This is a genomic window from Gilliamella sp. B3367 (assembly GCF_026536825.1).
Taxonomy (GTDB): domain Bacteria; phylum Pseudomonadota; class Gammaproteobacteria; order Enterobacterales; family Orbaceae; genus Gilliamella; species Gilliamella apicola_E.
Genome location: NZ_JAFNNJ010000004.1, coordinates 15,892 through 35,712, shown reverse-complemented (window position 1 = coordinate 35,712; position 19,821 = coordinate 15,892). Strand labels below are relative to the sequence as shown.

The 19,821-nt window shown below is 34.4% G+C and carries 15 protein-coding genes; 6 read left to right on the top strand and 9 right to left on the bottom strand.

Going from position 1 to position 19,821, the window contains the following annotated elements; translation table 11 throughout:
- Window positions 1-7: 7 nt before the first annotated feature.
- From J3U23_RS07515 to J3U23_RS07505, 3 genes are all read left to right on the top strand, one after another.
- Window positions 8-2,464 (top strand): autotransporter outer membrane beta-barrel domain-containing protein, encoded by a 2,457-nt coding sequence (locus J3U23_RS07515; RefSeq protein WP_267338924.1) that lies wholly within the window; start codon window positions 8-10, stop codon window positions 2,462-2,464.
- Window positions 2,465-2,718: 254 nt separating this feature from the next.
- Window positions 2,719-5,559 (top strand): bifunctional [glutamate--ammonia ligase]-adenylyl-L-tyrosine phosphorylase/[glutamate--ammonia-ligase] adenylyltransferase, encoded by a 2,841-nt coding sequence (gene glnE / locus J3U23_RS07510; RefSeq protein WP_267338923.1) that lies wholly within the window; start codon window positions 2,719-2,721, stop codon window positions 5,557-5,559.
- Between the two features lie 75 nt (window positions 5,560-5,634).
- Complete coding sequence (locus J3U23_RS07505; protein WP_267338922.1) at window positions 5,635-7,803, top strand: extracellular solute-binding protein; 2,169 nt, start codon at window positions 5,635-5,637, stop codon at window positions 7,801-7,803.
- A gap of 31 nt (window positions 7,804-7,834) precedes the next feature.
- Here the strand turns inward: J3U23_RS07505 and J3U23_RS07500 are convergent, their stop codons facing one another.
- From J3U23_RS07500 to yeiP, 4 genes are all read right to left on the bottom strand, one after another.
- A complete protein-coding gene (locus J3U23_RS07500; RefSeq protein ID WP_267338921.1) occupies window positions 7,835-9,061 on the bottom strand; it encodes an MFS transporter in 1,227 nt (408 codons plus the stop codon).
- Between the two features lie 13 nt (window positions 9,062-9,074).
- Complete coding sequence (locus tag J3U23_RS07495; protein ID WP_267338920.1) at window positions 9,075-9,902, bottom strand: MBL fold metallo-hydrolase; 828 nt, start codon at window positions 9,900-9,902, stop codon at window positions 9,075-9,077.
- A gap of 230 nt (window positions 9,903-10,132) precedes the next feature.
- The gene (gene ttcA, locus J3U23_RS07490; protein WP_267338989.1) at window positions 10,133-11,029 is read right to left on the bottom strand and encodes a tRNA 2-thiocytidine(32) synthetase TtcA; all 897 of its coding nucleotides are present in this window, start codon (window positions 11,027-11,029) and stop codon (window positions 10,133-10,135) included.
- A 14-nt stretch (window positions 11,030-11,043) separates the two neighbouring features.
- Complete coding sequence (gene yeiP / locus J3U23_RS07485) at window positions 11,044-11,616, bottom strand: elongation factor P-like protein YeiP (RefSeq protein WP_065562605.1); 573 nt, start codon at window positions 11,614-11,616, stop codon at window positions 11,044-11,046.
- Window positions 11,617-11,719: 103 nt separating this feature from the next.
- Between yeiP and J3U23_RS07480 the strand changes: the two genes are divergently transcribed.
- Window positions 11,720-11,986: a YkgJ family cysteine cluster protein gene (locus tag J3U23_RS07480; RefSeq protein ID WP_267338919.1), complete on the top strand. Its 267-nt coding sequence runs from the start codon at window positions 11,720-11,722 to the stop codon at window positions 11,984-11,986.
- A gap of 177 nt (window positions 11,987-12,163) precedes the next feature.
- Complete coding sequence (locus J3U23_RS07475) at window positions 12,164-13,627, top strand: amino acid permease (protein WP_267338988.1); 1,464 nt, start codon at window positions 12,164-12,166, stop codon at window positions 13,625-13,627.
- Between the two features lie 121 nt (window positions 13,628-13,748).
- Here J3U23_RS07475 and infA read toward each other — a convergent pair whose 3' ends face one another.
- The 5 genes from infA to leuS all read right to left on the bottom strand — a co-directional run bounded on the left by infA (window position 13,749) and on the right by leuS (window position 18,956).
- Window positions 13,749-13,967 carry a translation initiation factor IF-1 gene (gene infA / locus J3U23_RS07470; RefSeq protein WP_025315083.1) on the bottom strand — a complete coding sequence of 73 codons (219 nt, stop codon included), beginning with the start codon at window positions 13,965-13,967 and terminating at the stop codon, window positions 13,749-13,751.
- 218 nt (window positions 13,968-14,185) lie between these two features.
- Window positions 14,186-14,842 (bottom strand): nicotinate-nucleotide adenylyltransferase, encoded by a 657-nt coding sequence (gene nadD, locus J3U23_RS07465; protein ID WP_267331649.1) that lies wholly within the window; start codon window positions 14,840-14,842, stop codon window positions 14,186-14,188.
- A complete protein-coding gene (holA, locus tag J3U23_RS07460; protein WP_267331648.1) occupies window positions 14,836-15,840 on the bottom strand; it encodes a DNA polymerase III subunit delta in 1,005 nt (334 codons plus the stop codon). The genes nadD and holA overlap by 7 nt, the downstream gene beginning before the upstream one ends.
- A gap of 2 nt (window positions 15,841-15,842) precedes the next feature.
- Window positions 15,843-16,337, bottom strand: a complete 495-nt coding sequence (gene lptE, locus J3U23_RS07455; RefSeq protein WP_065562599.1) for an LPS assembly lipoprotein LptE — start codon at window positions 16,335-16,337, stop codon at window positions 15,843-15,845.
- Between the two features lie 36 nt (window positions 16,338-16,373).
- Window positions 16,374-18,956 (bottom strand): leucine--tRNA ligase, encoded by a 2,583-nt coding sequence (gene leuS / locus J3U23_RS07450; RefSeq protein ID WP_267337389.1) that lies wholly within the window; start codon window positions 18,954-18,956, stop codon window positions 16,374-16,376.
- A 223-nt stretch (window positions 18,957-19,179) separates the two neighbouring features.
- Between leuS and J3U23_RS07445 the strand changes: the two genes are divergently transcribed.
- Window positions 19,180-19,797, top strand: coding sequence for a hypothetical protein (locus tag J3U23_RS07445; protein WP_267337388.1), 618 nt, complete (start codon window positions 19,180-19,182; stop codon window positions 19,795-19,797).
- Window positions 19,798-19,821 lie beyond the last annotated feature (24 nt).

The following is a 19,821-nucleotide window of genomic DNA, read 5'->3' as shown; positions in this document are numbered from 1 at the left end:
AGTTTATGTGTTCAAAAGTAATTTAAATAAAATTGATCTCTTGATCAAATTAACACTAGGTACTTGTCTAGTTACACCTCATCTTGCAAGTGCTTTAACTATTATTGATGCATCTAATATTGGAACTCATACTAATAGTGGTATTGCCGTTTCTTCAACCGATGATATCATTATTCAAAATATAACAGGTGTTGCTGCGCCTCATATCAACATTACTAGCAACCAAGATTACGGTATTAAATCAGGATATAATGGTAAAACTTTAACCATTGATACCGGAACGGATGAATTTGTAATTCAAACTAATGCAACAGGTAATTATAATAAAATAAGTAACATCCATGTTCTTTCAAATGGGAAAGTCAATGCTTTAAGTGACATTCGCCTAAATGTTAAAGATGGTACCGGTATTTATTTTGCTAATAGGGGGAAAGCTGATTTTGATAAAAAGGTAACTATAATAGGGACCGGTACATCAAATGGCAGTTTCATTGGAATTCGAGCTTATAACGGTTCAAATTCATCAAAAACTGAAGGCAACTTCAATGGTGAAGTTAACATACAGTCAGTAGGAAATGGTAGTTATGGTATTTTATCCTTACTGAATAACGCACCAGATTCACTTGGTATAAATCTAAACTTTAACGAAAAAGTAACGATTAATATGAGTGGCAATAATTCGACTGGTGTTGCGTTCCAGGAATATGCTGGTGCTAACCCAAATGCAGACAGTGTTATTAAATTTAATAATGGATTAGATGTAACAACGGCTAATGGAACCGCTGTCTACATGGACCAAAAAGCAGGAAAATTATTCATTAATAGTGGCTCAAATGTTAATAACATTGTTTCAACTAGTTATAACAATTATAACGCAATACAGTCGACTGCTGGTGAAATAACTGTTAATGGTAAATCGAATATTAAGGGTGATATTTATGCAGCCAGTTCAGGACAGATTAATCTTGATTTAACTGATGGCTCGACATTATTAACTTCAATTGATAATACATCTTCATCTGCGAATAAAGGTACTATCAATGTCAAGATAGATGGTAGTCAAAGCCGATGGAATATGACCAATAGCTCATCTGTTGATTCCCTTACGTTAACTAATTATGCCAAAGTAAGTTTTGGTCATGATTATGCAACATCAAATACGATTCTTGATGGTTCAAATAACATGATTTTAAAGGCAAATTCATTATCTGGAAATGGGCTATTTGAATTGCGCACTTCCATCGGTAGTGGTTTTGCTAATGATTTACTTAAAATTACTGGCTCTTCACAAGCAACTGGTAATCACAATATCTCAATTAGAGATGACAATAATGGTTCAGCAACAGTTACAGGTAATGAAAAATTTACTTTAGTTGAAACTGAAGGTGGTGGTGCTAATTTTAATTTGACTTCACCATCAGTTGATATTGGTGCATACCAATTTAATACTCTAACTAAAGTTACTGATGAACGTAATAGTGGTTCAGAAGATTGGGTATTATCAGCTCAAAAGAAAACAGTAAATCCAACTAAGCCTAATTTAACCAATACAGCTCAAAATGCGGCAAATATTCTAAACTCCAGTTACTTGATTAGTTACATTGAAACACAAACTTTAATGCAAAGAATGGGTAAACTTCGTCAAGGCGAAACATCTGATGGTGATGCTTGGGGTCGTATTTATGGTGGTAAATTAAGTTCATTCAACGATAAACGTTTATCGAATTTTGATATGGATTATTATGGCTTACAACTTGGTGTGGATCGAAAAGTTGAAAATACAAATGGTGATATCTATTATGGTATCATGGGTGGTTTAAGCCGAGGAAATATAGATCATCATGTAGGTGATGGAAACACTAAAGGCTACTATGCAGCACTTTACGGCACATACCTAAACCAATCAGGGTTTTATATCGACGGTTTAATTAAATATATGAGAATGTCGAATAAATTTAATACTCGTACCGGTGGGGGTTATTTCGTAAAAGGTGATGGTAATACTAATGGTTTTTCAATAGGGACTGAACTAGGTCAACGATTCTATTTCAATTCATTACCAAATCAAGGTTGGTATTTTGAACCTCAAGCTCAATTAACTTATTCTCATCAAGGAAGTGCAGTCATCAATGCAACCAATGGATTAAGAACTAAATTGGACAGTTATAATTCATTACTCGGTAGAGCAAGTATTGTCCTAGGCAACAGCTTTACCCAAGATGATAATATAGTTGATGTATACCTAAAAACTGGTTATGTGAAAGAGTTTGATGGTGAAACATCTTATGTCTTTAACCATGTTGCAAAAGAAAAATATGATTTCGGTGGCAATTGGTGGGATAACGGTATTGGTGTAGATGTACAGTTTAACAAACAACACCATATCTATACAGATGTTGTTTATTCATTCGGTAATAAATTTGACCAAAAACAAGTTAACTTAGGTTACCGTTATAGTTTCTAATAATTAGAGACTATCTATTAATTTAAAAAATAGACATTAACTTAAAGTGACTACCCTGCGTAGTCACTTTATTCAATAAACAAGTCTCAACTCGTCTTTCAAATCGTTTTCATTAATTATCAGCTAACCAACTATTGAAATGATATCAATATTCTTTTTTACAATTTGTTTAATAAAAAGATATGTGAAGTTAAAAAGTCATTTATAATAGTTAATTAGGTGATTTTATCAACAAGTTTAAGTGAGTGCTTATTATGTCTCAGCCTATATCGCTAGTTTCACCATTAATTGCAGAGCAAAAACAGAAAATCACTTCGCAATTATCACAATGTGATTCAATTGCAGTACAAAATAATCTTGATATTTTGGTACAAAGTGATTTTATTGTTGATGCTTTTTATCGGTTTCCAGATTGGTTGACAGACATTATTAATAATCCTCCTCAAGCTGATGAAAGAAGTTACTATCAACAATGGTTAAATGAAAAGTTAGCATCGACATTTGATGAATTGGCATTAATGAAAGTTTTGAGATTATTTAGGCGCTATATTTTAGTAAGGCTTGAATGGTCACAATTAACGCAAACAAGTAGCGATGAACAAATTTTATTACAACTTACTGAGCTAGCTGAGGTGATTATTGTCACTGCACGAGATTGGCTTTATGATCTTAGTTGTAAAGAGTGGGGAACCCCTTGTAATATGCAAGGAGAGGCGCAACCTTTACTTATCCTAGGCATGGGGAAACTAGGTGGAGGAGAACTTAACTTTTCATCTGATATTGACCTTATTTTTACTTATCCTGAACATGGGCAAACACAAGGTGGTCGTCGCGAATTAGATAACGCGGTCTTTTTCACACGTTTAGGGCAGCGTTTAATAAAAGCTTTAGATCAAATTACTGAAGATGGTTTTGTCTACCGAGTTGACATGCGTTTACGTCCTCTAGGTGATGGCGGTCCACTTGTTTTAAGTTTTTCAGCGATGGAAGACTACTACCAAGAGCAAGGAAGAGACTGGGAACGTTACGCCATGGTAAAAGCGAAAATACTCGGTGATCAACAAGATTCTTACACTAAAGATCTTTACCAAATGTTAAAACCATTTGTATACCGCCGTTATATTGATTTTAGTGTCTTACAATCATTGCGAAACATGAAAGGCATGATTGAACGTGAAGTTCGTCGTCGAGGTCTAACCAACAATATTAAACTTGGTGCAGGTGGTATTCGAGAAATAGAATTCATCGTACAAGTATTTCAACTTATACGTGGTGGACGTGTGATTGGCCTACAAACACGTTCCTTGTTGACTGCTTTACAAGTGATAGAACAAGAATCCCTACTTAATGCTAATGAAGTAGATGCTCTACGTGAAAATTACTTCTTCCTACGTCGTTGTGAGAACCTATTACAGGCTATACATGATGAACAAACACAAACACTACCAGAAGATGAATTAGACCAAATACGTATAGCAATAGGCATGAATTTTAGAAGCTGGAATGAATTTGTATCTGAACTTACTAAAAGAATGCAATTTACTCGGCAAATATTTAATCAACTTATTGGTGATGAATCAACTGAATCAACACAAAATACGAACAACGATCACTATAATGACCTTTGGGTGCCTGATTTACAATTAAGTGATGTTACTTCAGTACTATTGAACTATTCACCTGATGATGCCAAACAGCTTTATCAAATGCTTTGTCAATTTCGTGATGATATCAGTAAACGGACCATTGGTGTTAGAGGGCGTGAAATCCTCGATCAGCTAATGCCAAAATTATTAGAATTAATTTGTAATGATAAGCATGCATTAATAATACTATCACGAATTTTACCGTTACTAGTCAATATTGTTAGCCGAACAACTTATTTAGAGTTACTGCTTGAATACCCAACGGCATTAAAACAACTAATTCGATTATGTAGTGCCTCACCAATGATTAGTGAGCAACTTGCACATTATCCAATCTTATTAGATGAGCTTATTGATATTCACTCACTTTATCAAACTGTTGCCCCTAATGAATATAAAAGTGAACTTTATCAATACTTACTTCGAATTCAGGTTGATGATGAAGAACAACAACTTGAGGCATTAAGACAATTCAAACAAATGCAACTCCTACATATAGCCGCTGCTGATGTTGAACATGTATTAAATACCATGAAAGTAAGTGATCATTTAACATATGTTGCAGAATCGCTTCTCGATTTTGTTGTTCAAATGGCGTGGAATCAGATGATTGCTCGTTATGGAAAGCCGGCACATTTAACCGATAATAAAAAAGGGTTAGTTATTATTGCTTATGGTAAATTAGGTGGTTGGGAATTAGGATATGGATCAGATTTAGATCTCGTATTTCTTCATGACTGCCCTGTTGATAGTATAACCGATGGTGATAAACAAATTGATAGCCGCCAGTTTTATTTACGACTGGTACAACGAATAATTCATTTATTCAATGTACGTACTAGCTTTGGTATTCTTTATGAAGTTGATGTTCGCTTACGTCCACAAGGGGATGCAGGACTATTAGCTTGTAGTTTGAGTGCATTTTATGACTACCAAATGAATGAGGCATGGACTTGGGAACATCAAGCATTAGTTAGAGCAAGAGCCGTTTATGGTGAGATTGAACTTATTAAACGCTTTAACGAAATTAGGCATACTGTTTTATGTAAAAACCGTGAAGAAAGAGTATTAAAAACTGAAGTTCGAGAGATGCGTGAAAAGATGCGGGCACATTTAGGCACAACAGCGCCACATCAATTTAATTTAAAAATAGATGCAGGTGGTATTGGTGATATTGAATTCTTATCACAATATCTAGTACTAAACTATGCACATCAATATCCTAAAATGACCACATGGAGTGACAACGTACGGATCTTGGAGCTTGCAGCTAACTATCAAATTATGGATAACCTAGAAGCCCAGCAACTCACTAAAGCTTATATTGATATGCGAAATGAAATCCATCAATTATCGTTGCAACTCTTACCGAGCATTGTTGATGACTCATGTTTCAAATTAGAAAAAGAGATCGTGAATCAAAGCTGGCTAAAATGGCTTAAAGACTAATTAGTTCTAATATACTTATAATTGTTTAATAAAGTTGGTTTGATTGAAGTGAAAATTTATGGAGTGTAATACCAAATGGCGACGATCAAAGACATAGCAAAACTTGCTGGTGTATCTCATGGTACTGTCTCAAATGTACTCAATGATCGTGGTAATGTCAGTTTAAAAAAAATCAAATTAGTTGAACAAGCGATTCAACAATTAGGTTATCAAATCAATTTATCTGCCAAAATTTTAAAAGAAGGTTCAAATAAGTCTATTTCAGTTATACTACCAAATATCACTTCCGAACAATATACTAATTTATATGATGGCCTGTTTAGTCAAGCCAACCGACTTGGTTATGAGCTTTCGCTTTATTTAACTTATGACTCTAAAGAACTGGAATTACAATTAATCCAAAAGGTAGCTGTAAAACGTGATCATGCAGTTATCGTTGTTAGTTCATTATCAGATGCTAACTCCTATTACCAAAAAATTAAATTACCAAAAGAAAAAATTATCTTTGTCTATCGAAAGCCTATCTCAGCATTGCAATTCATATCTCTTGATTATGAGAAAGCTGGACGAGATATTGCTAATGAATTAATCAAAAAAACGTATCGAAGAATTGGCTTATTTAGTAATTCAGAGCATCATACTCATACTAAAAACTTCAAAAAAGGTTTACTTAGCACGTTCAAAAAGCATCATTATGATGTGACATTGAATAGTATTGCATCTAAACCTTCTAATGGTACCTACAATTTAGCTTTTAGTTTTTTTGAAGATGAACAGGTTAATTATGATGCGCTAATTACCATGGATATGGAGCGAGCACATTTTATTCGTAATGCTAATTATTTTGGAAGTTTAAAATCTTGCCCACCCATTTATACATTAACCAATAACAGTTTTTTTTATGAAGATAACATTTATCAATACCATATGAACTATGGCATATTAAGTGAACAAATTATCAAACTAGTAGAAGGCAAAAACACAACCAATCTTGATAATAAAGGTTTTTCATTATTGCCTGATTTGAATTCAGAAAACTTAACTAAATCTTCAGAAACTATTAACTTTTTAATCTTACCCAGCCCATCAACGCAGGCGGTAAAAAAACTATTACCACATTTCCAAAAGACGAGCGGTATTGATGTAAATTTAATTATAAAACCTTTCGACGAAATATATCATATTCTTAATCAATTTGAACAACATCAGCAAATTGATATTATACGAATTGATATGGCTGGATTACCTTGGTTTGCACCATCGATATTCAAACCTTTATCAGAATTAGATATTAACTTGAATCAACTGTTTGCAAAATATCCACAAGAAATTGTAGAACGCTTTAGCTATGTAGATAATTCTGCTTATGCTATTCCTTTTGATCCTAGTGTTCAAATGCTCTTTTATCGCAAAGACTTATTTAATGATCCATTAATTAAGCGTGCTTATTTTGAAGCATATCGACAACATCTTAATGTCCCTAAAAACTTCAAAGAGTTCGATCAAATTGCGACCTTTTTTAATCAACAGCAAAATACGGAATCCCCAGTAGAGTTCGGTAGTTGTATTACGCTCGGTAATTATGAACTTATCGCATCTGAATTTTTAGTTCGCTATTATTCTCAAGGAGGAAAACTAATTAATGGCAATAAATTTGGTTTAAATACCACAATTGCTAGAACTACTTTAAATCATTTGCAATCATACATTAGCGTTGCCAAAAATATACAATCAGCTTGGTGGCAAGAATCAGTAAATTTATTTGAACAAGGCAAGCTAGCTATGTTAATTGTTTATATGAATTTATTTGGCTATATTAATCATCGTAATATATTGCCTTTGGTTGGATACGCTAAAGTACCGGGAAAAAAATCACTATTTGGTGGAGGTTCCCTTGGTATGTCAAAATATAGTCAAAAAAATGAACAAGTAAAAACCTTTTTTAATTGGCTTTACTCCAACGAAATCAGCGAACAAATAGCATTACTTGGTGGAGCAACCGCCCAAAATACTATTTTCCAAAATCATCGAATTATAAATAGTTATCCATGGTTACCAGTGGCGCAACAACAATATGCCAATGGCATTCGAGAAAATAGCATGACAGGTAGTGCTATTAATTTAAGACTGATTGAAAATATTATTGGAAAGTATTTGACACAGTGGATAACTAACCAATATAGTTCAAAACAAGTCATAGAGATGATTAATAGTGAGATAGAAAAAAGTATGGCTAATAAATAATTATTAGCCATATTAAAGTAAGAGTAAGAAATTAATCTGATTCTACTTTTTTAGGTGCCATGATGACATCTTTATCTTTAAAGAAATACCAGAAACCTACAGCAACAATTACAGCAACTACCGCAGGATAGATCCAGAACTCTTGCCATTGTGGACCAGCATTAGGTAATGTCTTCTCTGTAACAACGCGGTTATTGATAAAGCCACATACTGACGCAGCCATAAATACACCAAAGCCATTAGAAACAATAAAACGTAACCCTTGAGCTTGCGCTTTAATTTCTGGACCTGCTTTCTTATCAACATAGATATCACCAGCAGTAAAGAAGAAGTCCCAACAAATACCTTGTAACAATAGCGTACCAATAATATAGAAGAACATATTATTTTCTGATGTTGCGGCCAGTGATAACATCATGCTACGAATTACCCAACAAATTGCGCCGAATAAAATAATTTTTTTGAAACCAAAACGACCTAATAAGAAAGATAGAAGGAACATAAATAACACTTCTGTAGCGATAGCAATTTGCATCATTGAAGCAGGCTCTAAATCTAATACAGGTAAATATACTGGTAAATAAGCACTATATGCAGTTTTAGTTATCATTAGGACAAAAGTAGACAGCATAAAAATAGTGAAATACTTATCTTTGAAAAGTGATAATGCATCTAAACACATTGCATCACGGATTGAGAATTTCTTATTTCGACTTGTAGGTGGTGTGTTAGGTAAAGTAAAACAATAAATCCCATAAACCACAGATGCACCAGAAGCAAGTAAAAATGAGTTAATGGAGCTAGAAAAACCAGTATAACCAAGAATTAATCCTACAATCATAAAACCAATGGTGCCAAATACACGAATAATTGGGAACCAGCGCACACCATCTATATGCCTAAAACTAACGCTATTAGCTAATGCTGTTGTTGGATAAAATAATAAACCAACGATAAAAATCATGATTAAAAAGCCAGCAATATTGCCACTTTCAACAAAATTAGGAATGATAAATAAAACAACTGCATTGAGAATATGTAATATGCCCATCACTTTTTGTGATGCAATGAACCTATCAGCGATCATTCCAATGAAAAGTGGAGAGATAATAGTTGCGATTCCTAAAACTGAATAAGTCGAACCAACAATTTCTTTCAATCCATAAGCAGCAAGTACTGCCCCAATAACCATATTCCATGCACCTTGCACAAAATATTGTAAAAACATCATTACCAATAAACGTGGTATTTTAAACATATAAAGCTCCGTATTAAATCGTCTTCGTCAAGCCATCATAGGCTACTTCAATATTGTAAGGTTTGAATATTTCAACTAATTCATCATGCATAAAACCACTGCTATGAGAGTGGTGAGACGTGATAAGTTGAGTGTTTGAACTAAAAATACCATCATCCAACATGCGCTTTTGAGTAGCGATAACAGTTTCAATACTCATATGATTATTGGTCTTATCATTTTGTTTATATCCGTAAGTACACTCAAAAATAGCCATATCAATTTTTTTGCCACTATCTTTTAACCATTGCCAAGTGAGTTCAGGAAAATAGCCAGAGTCATGTCCGTGTAGAAACGTTTTTCCATCTTTCTCAATCAAGTAAATAAAGCAAAATTCCCATTTAGCATGATTAGCTAACAAAGCTGTAACGGTATAACCAGCTGAGGTTACAACAGTTTGAAATGGAACTAATAAATTAAATACAAAACGTTCAGGACTATAACCAGGTACTACATTCAAACAACCATTTATGGCAATATCATTTCCATAAACGTAAAGAGGGTGGTCGATATTAAAACCATAATCCACCATACGGCTAAATAGATCGCCCACATTAAAATGGTCAGGATGAGTATGAGTAAATAATAAGTCCTTTATTTTAGTAACATCAATGTTTTCTCTCATTGCTTGATAGCTATATTCCGGAGCAAAATCGATTTGCACAATATCATCAATAAGAATCGAACTTCGAGTTCTTATATTTTTACCTTTTTGAATACGAGATTTTTCACAAATCTGACATTTACAAAAAGGATTTGGGATACCTTCTGATGCAGCAGTACCCAAAAAATGTATTTTCACATTGTTCTCCTATGTTTATTTATTTTTCATATATCGTTATTTTATGAAAATTGGAACGTTTCAATTTTATTTTAATGTCATTAGAACCACAATAAAAATGGATTTTTTTTTGTCAATTCGTGAGCTAGATCAAAGTTTATATACAATCGATTATTGTTTTAATATCAGAAAGGATTATCGACGATATAGATTATCGCCGATAAAAAAAGAAATTAAATTGAAGGGTTTTTTTAGTTGGCTTCTTTCCAAAGAATCAGATTTTTATCATCTAGTTCCGATGTATCAAATCCGACCATAGCTGGTAACTCTTCATGATCAAATGCCAAATCACCACCATTAACATCAATATCACCTTTCTTAATACCTTTGAAATCATATAAATTGGTATCACATAAATGAGAAAGGGTAATATTCTGCGTGGCTCTGAACATAGTTTCTATACGACCAGGAAACTTCTTATCCCAATCATTTAACATCTCTTTGATCACTTGACGTTGTAAATTAGGTTGTGAACCACAAAGATTACATGGAATGATAGGGAATTGCTTAATTTCAGCATATTTTGCAATATCCTTTTCTTTGCAGTACGCAAGCGGTCGAATAATAATATGTTCACCTGAATCATTCATTAATTTTGGAGGCATCGCTTTAAGTTTTCCGCCATAAAACATATTTAAAAATAATGTTTCCAAAATATCATCACGATGATGCCCAAGCGCAATTTTTGTCGCACCGAGCTCAGTTGCTGTGCGATATAAAATACCTCGTCGAAGCCTAGAGCAGAGTGAACACGTGGTCTTGCCTTCAGGGATCTTTTCTTTAACAATACCATAGGTATTTTCTTGAACAATTTTATACTCAATACCTAAAGATTCGAGGTACTTAGGTAAAACATGTTCAGGAAATCCTGGCTGCTTTTGATCTAAATTGACTGCAACTAATTCAAATTGCACTGGTGCACTGATTTTTAAATTAATTAAAATGTCTAGCAATGTATAACTATCTTTACCGCCAGATAGACAGACCATTATACGATCGCCTTCTTCAATCATATTGAAATCAGCGATTGCTTCGCCTGTTAGGCGACGCAATCGTTTATGTAATTTATTTTGATTGTATGTATTCATCACGATTTAATAGATTATTCCGCTCGGCTCATATATCGGCGTTCAGCAATATGAATTTTAACTTTTTCGTGGTTATCAATATATTCAGGTACTTGAATAACAAGGCCAGTAGACAATGTTGCAGGTTTAGTACGTGCGCTTGCCGAAGCACCTTTTATACTTGGCGAGGTTTCAATAATTTCAAGTTCAACTGTTTGTGGTAATTCTAGAGCGACAACTTCATTTTCAGCCATCAAAACTTGAATTCCATCCATACCGCCTTCTGGGATAAAAAGAAGTTCTTCTTCAATTTGATCTTTCTTAAAAATAAACGGAGTATAGTCTTCATTATCCATGAATACATATTCATCCCCATCAATATAAGAAAAGCTTACAGGACGTCGAAATAGTTCGATAGTGTCTAAAACATCATCACCCTTAAAACGTTCTTCAACTTTACCTCCAGATTTAACATCGGTAAAACGCATTTTATAAAGTGTACTTGCACCACGAGCACTAGGGCTTTGTACATCAATTTCTTTTACAAGTAACAACTTACCGTTATAGGTGACAGCATCACCACGTTTAATTTCATTAGCTTTAGCCATAATAGATTCTTCATATTAAATAGAGTTAAAAATTAGCTCGCTATTTTACCCTTAACTTGCTATTGTCACCAATAAAATTTATAAAACAATCTTATCTAATCTCATGACTGAATCATTCCAATGTCGAAGAAACTGTGGGGCATGTTGTATTGCACCGTCGATCTCAACTGCTATGCCTGGTATGCCTAAGGGAAAACCAGCAGGTGTTGCATGTATCCATTTGGATGAAAATTTATTATGCAAATTATTTGGCCAATCAACCAGACCCCAAGTTTGTAGTCACCTAAGACCATGTTATGAAATGTGTGGAACAAATCGTAACCAGGCATTAGATTATTTAACTCAATTAGAACAGCTTACTAGCAACTAAGTATTGCTAATATTTAACATATCGGCTGTATTATTAGAATTATTTATCTCGCACATAAATTTTTTTGATACACTTCACGCACTTTAATTAGCTAATGATAAATATTTAAATAAATTAGCTTAAATCAGTTACTAAGCTACATCATATTAAGTGTAGTTAAAATAATTAGTAAGTTTAATTAACAAGAAGAAAATTGATATGACGAAAAAATTAAAGCGTGATTTGAAAGCTCGCCATTTAGCAATGATCGCTATTGGTGGTTCAATTGGTACTGGGCTATTTGTCGCTTCTGGTGCAACAGTTGCACAAGCAGGTCCAGGAGGCGCATTAGTATCTTATGCTATTATCGGCATAATGGTTTATTTTTTAATGACTAGCCTTGGAGAGCTAGCTGCTTATCTTCCCGTTTCGGGAACCTTTGCAACTTATGGAGCTCGTTATGTAGATGAAGCATTTGGTTTTGCCATTGGTTGGAACTATTGGTATAACTGGGCAATTACTGTTGCTGTTGACTTAGTTGCGGCACAATTAGTTATTTCCTATTGGTTCGATGCTGGTGCCTATAGTTGGTTATGGAGCCTATTGTTCCTAAGCATTATTTTTTGCTTAAACTATATTTCTGTAAAAGGATTTGGTGAAGCAGAATTTTGGTTTTCATTAATCAAAGTGGTCACCGTTATTTTATTTATTGTTGTTGGCTTATTAATGATAATTGGCATTTTAAAAGGTGCTGAAAATGCTGGTTGGCAAAATTGGAAAATAGAGGGTGCACCATTTGTCGGCGGATTCTCATCAATGATCGGTGTGGCGATGGTTGTTGGATTCTCATTCCAAGGTACTGAGCTAATTGGTATTGCGGCGGGAGAATCTAAAGATCCAGAAAAAAATATACCAAAAGCAATGAAACAAGTTTTTTGGCGAATACTGCTATTTTATATCTTTGCCATCTTAGTAATTAGTTTAATTATTCCATACACTGATCCTAACTTACTTCGTAATGATGAAACAGATATCAGCGTTAGTCCATTTACCTTAGTTTTCCAACATGCAGGATTATTATCCGCAGCAGCTATCATGAATGCGGTAATTTTAACATCGGTTCTTTCTGCTGGTAACTCTGGCTTATATGCTTCAACACGTATGTTATATGCATTAGCAAAAGAAGGTAAAGCGCCTAAGATTTTCAGTCGATTATCTTCAACAGGCGTGCCTGATATGGCGTTATTCGCAACTACATTAGTGGCTATGCTCTGTTTCTTAACGTCATTATACAAAGATCAAGAGGTCTATTTATGGCTACTAAATATGTCAGGTATGACAGGATTTATTGCATGGCTTGGTATTGCAATTAGCCACTATCGTTTTAGAATAGGTTACCTCACACAAGGACGAGATCTCAATAAATTACCTTACCGATCAAGTTGTTTCCCATTTGGTCCTATTTTTGCTTTTGTGCTTTGTTTGATTATTACACTCGGTCAAAATTATGAAGCATTTTTACAAGATACCATTGATTGGAATGGCGTTATTGCAACTTATATAGGTATCCCATTATTTCTTTCAATTTATTTTGGTTATAAGATTGTTAAAAAGACAAAATGGATAAAATACGATCAGATGGATTTTTCTCAAATGGACTAATCAATTCACATCTAGATTAGATTGCACTTCCGTCGACATCTGTCGACGGAATTGTATTAAGAAAGAGAAAATAACCAATAAACTGGTTAATAATACAAAAACAACAAGTGCGATAACGATATTAGCGACTACGGAATATGATACGTGCTTTTGAAAGATCGTAAGGTGTCATTTCAACAGTTACTTTATCGCCAGTAAGAATACGAATATAGTTCTTTCTCATCTTTCCAGAAATATGTGCAGTAACAACATGACCGTTTTCAAGTTCAACTCGGAACATCGTATTCGGAAGAGTATCAAGAATAGTACCTTGCATTTCAATGTTATCTTCTTTTGCCATTGGGGCCTCTTAAAATTAAATACAAATTAAATATACTCAAATCAATATTCCGATTTTCTTTATGTTTAATTAGAAAAGCGAATTTATCAACTAAAACACCAATTTTTGGTGTGTGCAAATTCATTGAATATGAGTATAGACACAGAACAGCTATAATCAGATTATCTAAATATAGCGGCAAAATAATGCCGAAAAAACTCACAGATGTAAAGTCATTTCTAACATTTCTTTGAATTATAAATTCCATGTTCATGTATGTAGTGCCAAACTTTGCTCGGTAACAACTTTTCACAGCATTGTTGATTATCGATATTTAGCCTTATTTCTGTCGCTGAAATCGATTCAAGTGGTGTATTAGCAAAATAGATATAACCATTTGGATAATGATGTAACGCTTGGCTATCTTTTGTTTGATGTTGATTAATCCATGCTTGCAAATTGCTATCATCGGTGGTTTGGGGATAACCTGGCCTTTTACAAATAAGCAAATGACAATAATCGAGCAACTTTTGCCACTCTTTCCAAGTGGGTAAATTAAGCAAAGAGTCTTGCCCTATAATAAAAGCCAAGCCTGATAGGGTACCATTTTGTTCACGCCATGCCCTAAGCGTATCAACAGTAAAAGAGGGTTGATTGATTAGCTGTGGTTCTAATTCTCGTGTATCGATGGAAAAAAGCGAATAATCAGATATAGCTAATTTTAACATAGCTAAACGTTGTTCTGTTGTGGCTTCTGGCTGTGGTTTATGAGCAGGAATTCGATTTGGCAATAAACTAATATTATTCAATCCAACCTCTTTGGCTAAGGCTAAAGCAGGGCGCAAATGCCCATAATGGATTGGATCAAAGGTGCCACCAAAGAGTGCCGTTAACAATTATCTAATCCCATAAACTGCATAGTTAAATTCAACAGAGCATCCCAAATAGGTAAATCATTATTATGTTTTAAGCTAATCTCGATTTCAGTTAAAGTGGCCAATAGAGCAAATAGATGCTTGATATCGAATCGACTTAAATAATCACTATACATCTTTCTTTTATTTTGCCAAATTCGATATTCGTCAAAAACTTGGCGCGGGGATTTTTCTGCTAAAGCCAATTTTAAATTGATCAACAAAATCAACTCACGTTGAATAATACGCAATAATATCAATGGCTCGAAATCATTCATTTTAAGCTGGTGTAACACATGCATTGCCCGCTTAGATTTATTGTAAACCATTGCATCAACCCAATGATAAGGCGAGAATATTGCTGAATCATTAATATTTGATTCTACTTGCTCATAATTAATAGTCTGATTAGGGTAAAGTAACTTTAATTGCTCAATAATTTGCGTTAAAGCCAACAAATTACCTTCATAATAATAACTAAGCAATTCAATTCCAGGTTGCTCAATTGTCATTTGCATTTGTTGCAAATAGGTTTTTATCCATGATGGTAATTGTGCTACTTCTGGCGTTGAACAATTCACAACCACTAAATTATCAGACAAGGCCTTATACCATGCTGAATTTTCTTGAGTCTTGGTAATCTTAACTAAGCTGATTATCAACCCGATATCAGGGGTTAACATTTCACATAACGTATTTAATTTTGTAGCAACTGAAACATTAAGCACACCTTCACCAATTTCTAAACAGAGCAAGGTTTTATTAGAAAACAAATTCATTGCCTGACAACTGTCATACATTGCCGGCCAATCAGTTTGAGCGTTTATCGTGAAAGAAAGTTGCTCGTCATATCCAGCTTGTTTAAAAGCTTTACGTAACTCAGTTTGCGCATAATGTTGCAAGTAAGGATCACTACCTAAAATTAAATAATAGGGTGATCCTAACTGATGGATGATTTTTTCTGCACTAATTTTTTTCATCGTTAATTAGGGGTATCAACCGATTTTAATTTACGGATGATCTGTTTTGCAGCCTGCTTATACATTTCGTCTTCAATTAGATTTTGCTCGACTGTTTTCGCAAGAGCTGCGGCTGGATTATCAAAGAACGTACGGAAAACACGAACATTAATTGGATGAATTTGTTCACCCGCAATTACTACTTGAGCTTGAATCGTTAGTACTAATTGATATTCTGCTGCTTTACCATCTTGATAAATGGATATGGTGCTTTTACTCAATGAATCACCCACTATTCTGAGTGATGGGTAATTGGCCGGATCATTAATATTAGCCAAAGTTACTTTATTATCGCGTAGCAACTCTTTAATATTTCTCGATAAACGACCATAAGGATCACCACTAACATATGAAAGCGTTTTAAATCGAGCAGGGACTTCAGTTTCATACTGCAAATGAAATCCACATCCCGTTAGCGATATCGCCAATAACATCAGTAAAGCTAAATATTTTTTCATTGGTATTACCACCTATATCCAAGTTATCCAACAATATTAACTTACAACCAGATTCAATAATTTACCTGGTACATAAATCACTTTGCGAATTGTGGCATCAGCTAAGTATTTTTCAATATTTGGCTCTTGTTTAGCTTGCTCTACAACATAATCTTGCTGAGCATCAGCAGGTACAGTGAATTTACCACGCACTTTACCATTGATTTGCACAACAATTAATTTTTCGTCTTCAACCATAGCTGACTCATCAGCAACTGGCCATGAAGCATTATCAATTGTTTCACTATGACCTAATGCTTGCCACATAACAAAACAAGCGTGTGGCATCATAGGATAAAGTAATCGAACTACTGCATTTAAAGACTCATCCATCAATGCGCGATCTTGATCAGTGTCTTGTGGTGCTTTTTGTAAGCGATTCATAAACTCCATCACCGCAGCAATAGCTGTATTGAAAGTTTGACGACGACCAATATCATCACTCACTTTAGCAATTGTTTTATGTAATTCACGACGTAAAGCTTTCTGATCAGCATTCAATTTAGCGATATCGAGCGCAGCAGTTTTACCAAGTTGAGAATGCTCAAAAACTAAACGCCAAACACGTTTAATAAATCGATTAGCCCCCTCAACACCGGATTCTTGCCATTCAAGCGTCATATCAGCTGGGGATGCGAACATCATAAATAAACGAACAGTATCAGCTCCGTATTTTTCTACCATCTCTTGAGGATCAATACCGTTGTTTTTCGATTTTGACATCTTAGTCATACCAGCATGAACAAGTTCATTGCCTTTACTATCTATTGCTTTAGCAATACGGCCTTTATCATCACGTTCAATGGTCACCTCGGTTGGTGAAACCCAAATACGCTCGTTAGTTGGGCTGGTATAATAAAAAGCATCAGCTAAAACCATACCTTGGCAAAGTAAACGTTTAGCAGGCTCATCTGATTTAACCAAACCGAAATCACGCATCAATTTATGGAAGAATCGGAAATAAAGTAAATGCATAATCGCATGTTCGATACCACCAACATACTGATCAACAGGTAACCAATAATTAGCTGCGTTTTCATCTAACATACCTTTGTCATAATGTGGGCAAGTATAGCGAGCATAATACCAAGATGACTCCATAAAGGTATCAAAAGTATCTGTTTCTCGAAGGGCTGGTTGACCATTAACAGTTGTTTTTGCCCACTCGGGATCGGCTTTAATAGGACTGGTTATCCCATTCATTTCAACATTTTCAGGTAAAATGACGGGAAGTTGATCTTCAGGTGTTGGGATCGTTGTACCATCTTCAAGCGTCACCATTGGAATCGGCGCTCCCCAATAACGTTGGCGAGAAACACCCCAATCGCGTAAACGATAATTCACTTTACGGTTACCAATACCTAACGCAATAAGTTTATCGGCGATAGCATTGAAAGCTTGATCAAAATCAAGACCATCAAACTCACCTGAATTAAATAATTTACCGTGCTCAGTATAAGCTTGTTCAGAAAGGTCAGGAGCTTGCCCATCTTGATTCAAGATAACTGCTTTAATTGGTAAATTATATTTTGATGCAAATTCATAATCGCGTTCATCGTGACCCGGTACAGCCATCACAGCACCAGTACCATATTCAATTAATACAAAATTAGCGATCCAAACTGGAACCTTATTACCGGTTAATGGATGGATGGCAAAAAATCCAGTCGCCATACCTTTCTTTTCCATTGTAGCCATATCAGCTTCAGCGGTTTTCGTGGTTTTACATTCAGCAATAAACTCAGCAATTTTAGGATTGTTTTGCGCAGCTAATTGAGCAAGAGGATGCTCAGCCGCCACAGATACAAAACTCACACCCATTAACGTATCCGGGCGAGTAGTATAAACACGTAACTTATCGTTATAATTTTCAACAGCAAAGTCAAATTCCACCCCTTCAGAACGACCAATCCAGTTACGTTGCATGGTCTTAACTTGTTCTGGCCAACTCTCAAGAGTATCTAAATCATTCAATAATTCATCGGCATAATCAGTGATTTTAATAAACCATTGTGGAATCTCTTTACGCTCAACCGGAGTATTACAACGCCAACAACAACCTTCAACTACTTGCTCATTAGCTAGAACAGTTTGATCGTTAGGGCACCAGTTAACAGCTGAAGTCTTTTTATAAACTAAACCTTTCTCAAATAATTTAGTAAAAAACCATTGCTCCCATTTGTAATACTCAGGACGACAAGTAGTAACCTCACGGTCCCAATCATAACCAAAACCAAGTAATTGCAACTGCTTCTTCATATAAGCAATATTTTCATAAGTCCATTTAGCTGGTGCTGTATTATTTTTAACGGCTGCGCCTTCTGCTGGCAAACCAAATGCATCCCAACCGATTGGCTGTAAAACATTCTTGCCGTTTAAGCGTTGATAACGTGAGATCGTATCACCGATTGTATAATTACGGACATGACCAAGATGCAAACGACCTGAAGGATAAGGAAGCATTGACAAACAGTAATACTTCTCTTTAGATGGATCTTCAGTAACGTGGAAAGTTTTCTCTTCTTGCCAATGTTTTTGTACTTTGGCTTCAATTTCATCTGGGCGATATTGTTCTTGCATGACGAATTAATGTCCTATCTATTATTGCTAATAAAAAATAATTTGCTAATTGTATTGGTTATTGGCACGTTTTACAAACGATATATGAAACAAGGAGGAGGATTTGATACCAATATTTATATGAATTAAAATCAATAAAGTTATAAATAAAAAAATAATCTTTGCTTCTCAATATATTTAAAAAACTTAAGATATATTTCTAAAAAAATATCAGGAATGGCTTATGGAAAATCGTACATTTGAATTTCGTTGTTTTACTCGGCGCTCATTTATAAGTTTAATGATACTCATTTTTTGCTTTGGTGTTTTAGTCTTTGGTTGTCTCTTGTATTTATTTGCATTATTCTTTAGTGAGATGATTCCCAACCAATACTTTGAAATCATTTTTATTGTTGGACTCCTTGTTCCGGAATTATTTTCTGTCTTTCTGTTTGCTATATGTATTGCTCGCTTGTTCCGTAAAAAAATGACGATTAATGTCAATTCATATTCGATTAATATTGATGACCATAAAAAATTGAATCAAACGTTTCAATGGTCAGCATTACAAACAGTAATGATGTTTAAAAGTACCGTAGTGCTATATCACACGATTATTTTGGAGTTTGACAATAAGCTTATTAATATGATGGTGGCAAAAACTATCTATTTGTCCAAAAAAGATATTGATCAATTTCTTCAATTTATACAATATGTCGATGAACAAATTATAAAGCCAGATTTTACATTATCCTCATCGGATACAACGTTATCAACTAAACTTACCCAAGAACTAACAAAAGCATTAACAAATAAAAATTATGATCATGGAGAATACCGTTATTTATATGTTAGAAAGTAACTCATGGGCATTTATCGTTTATAA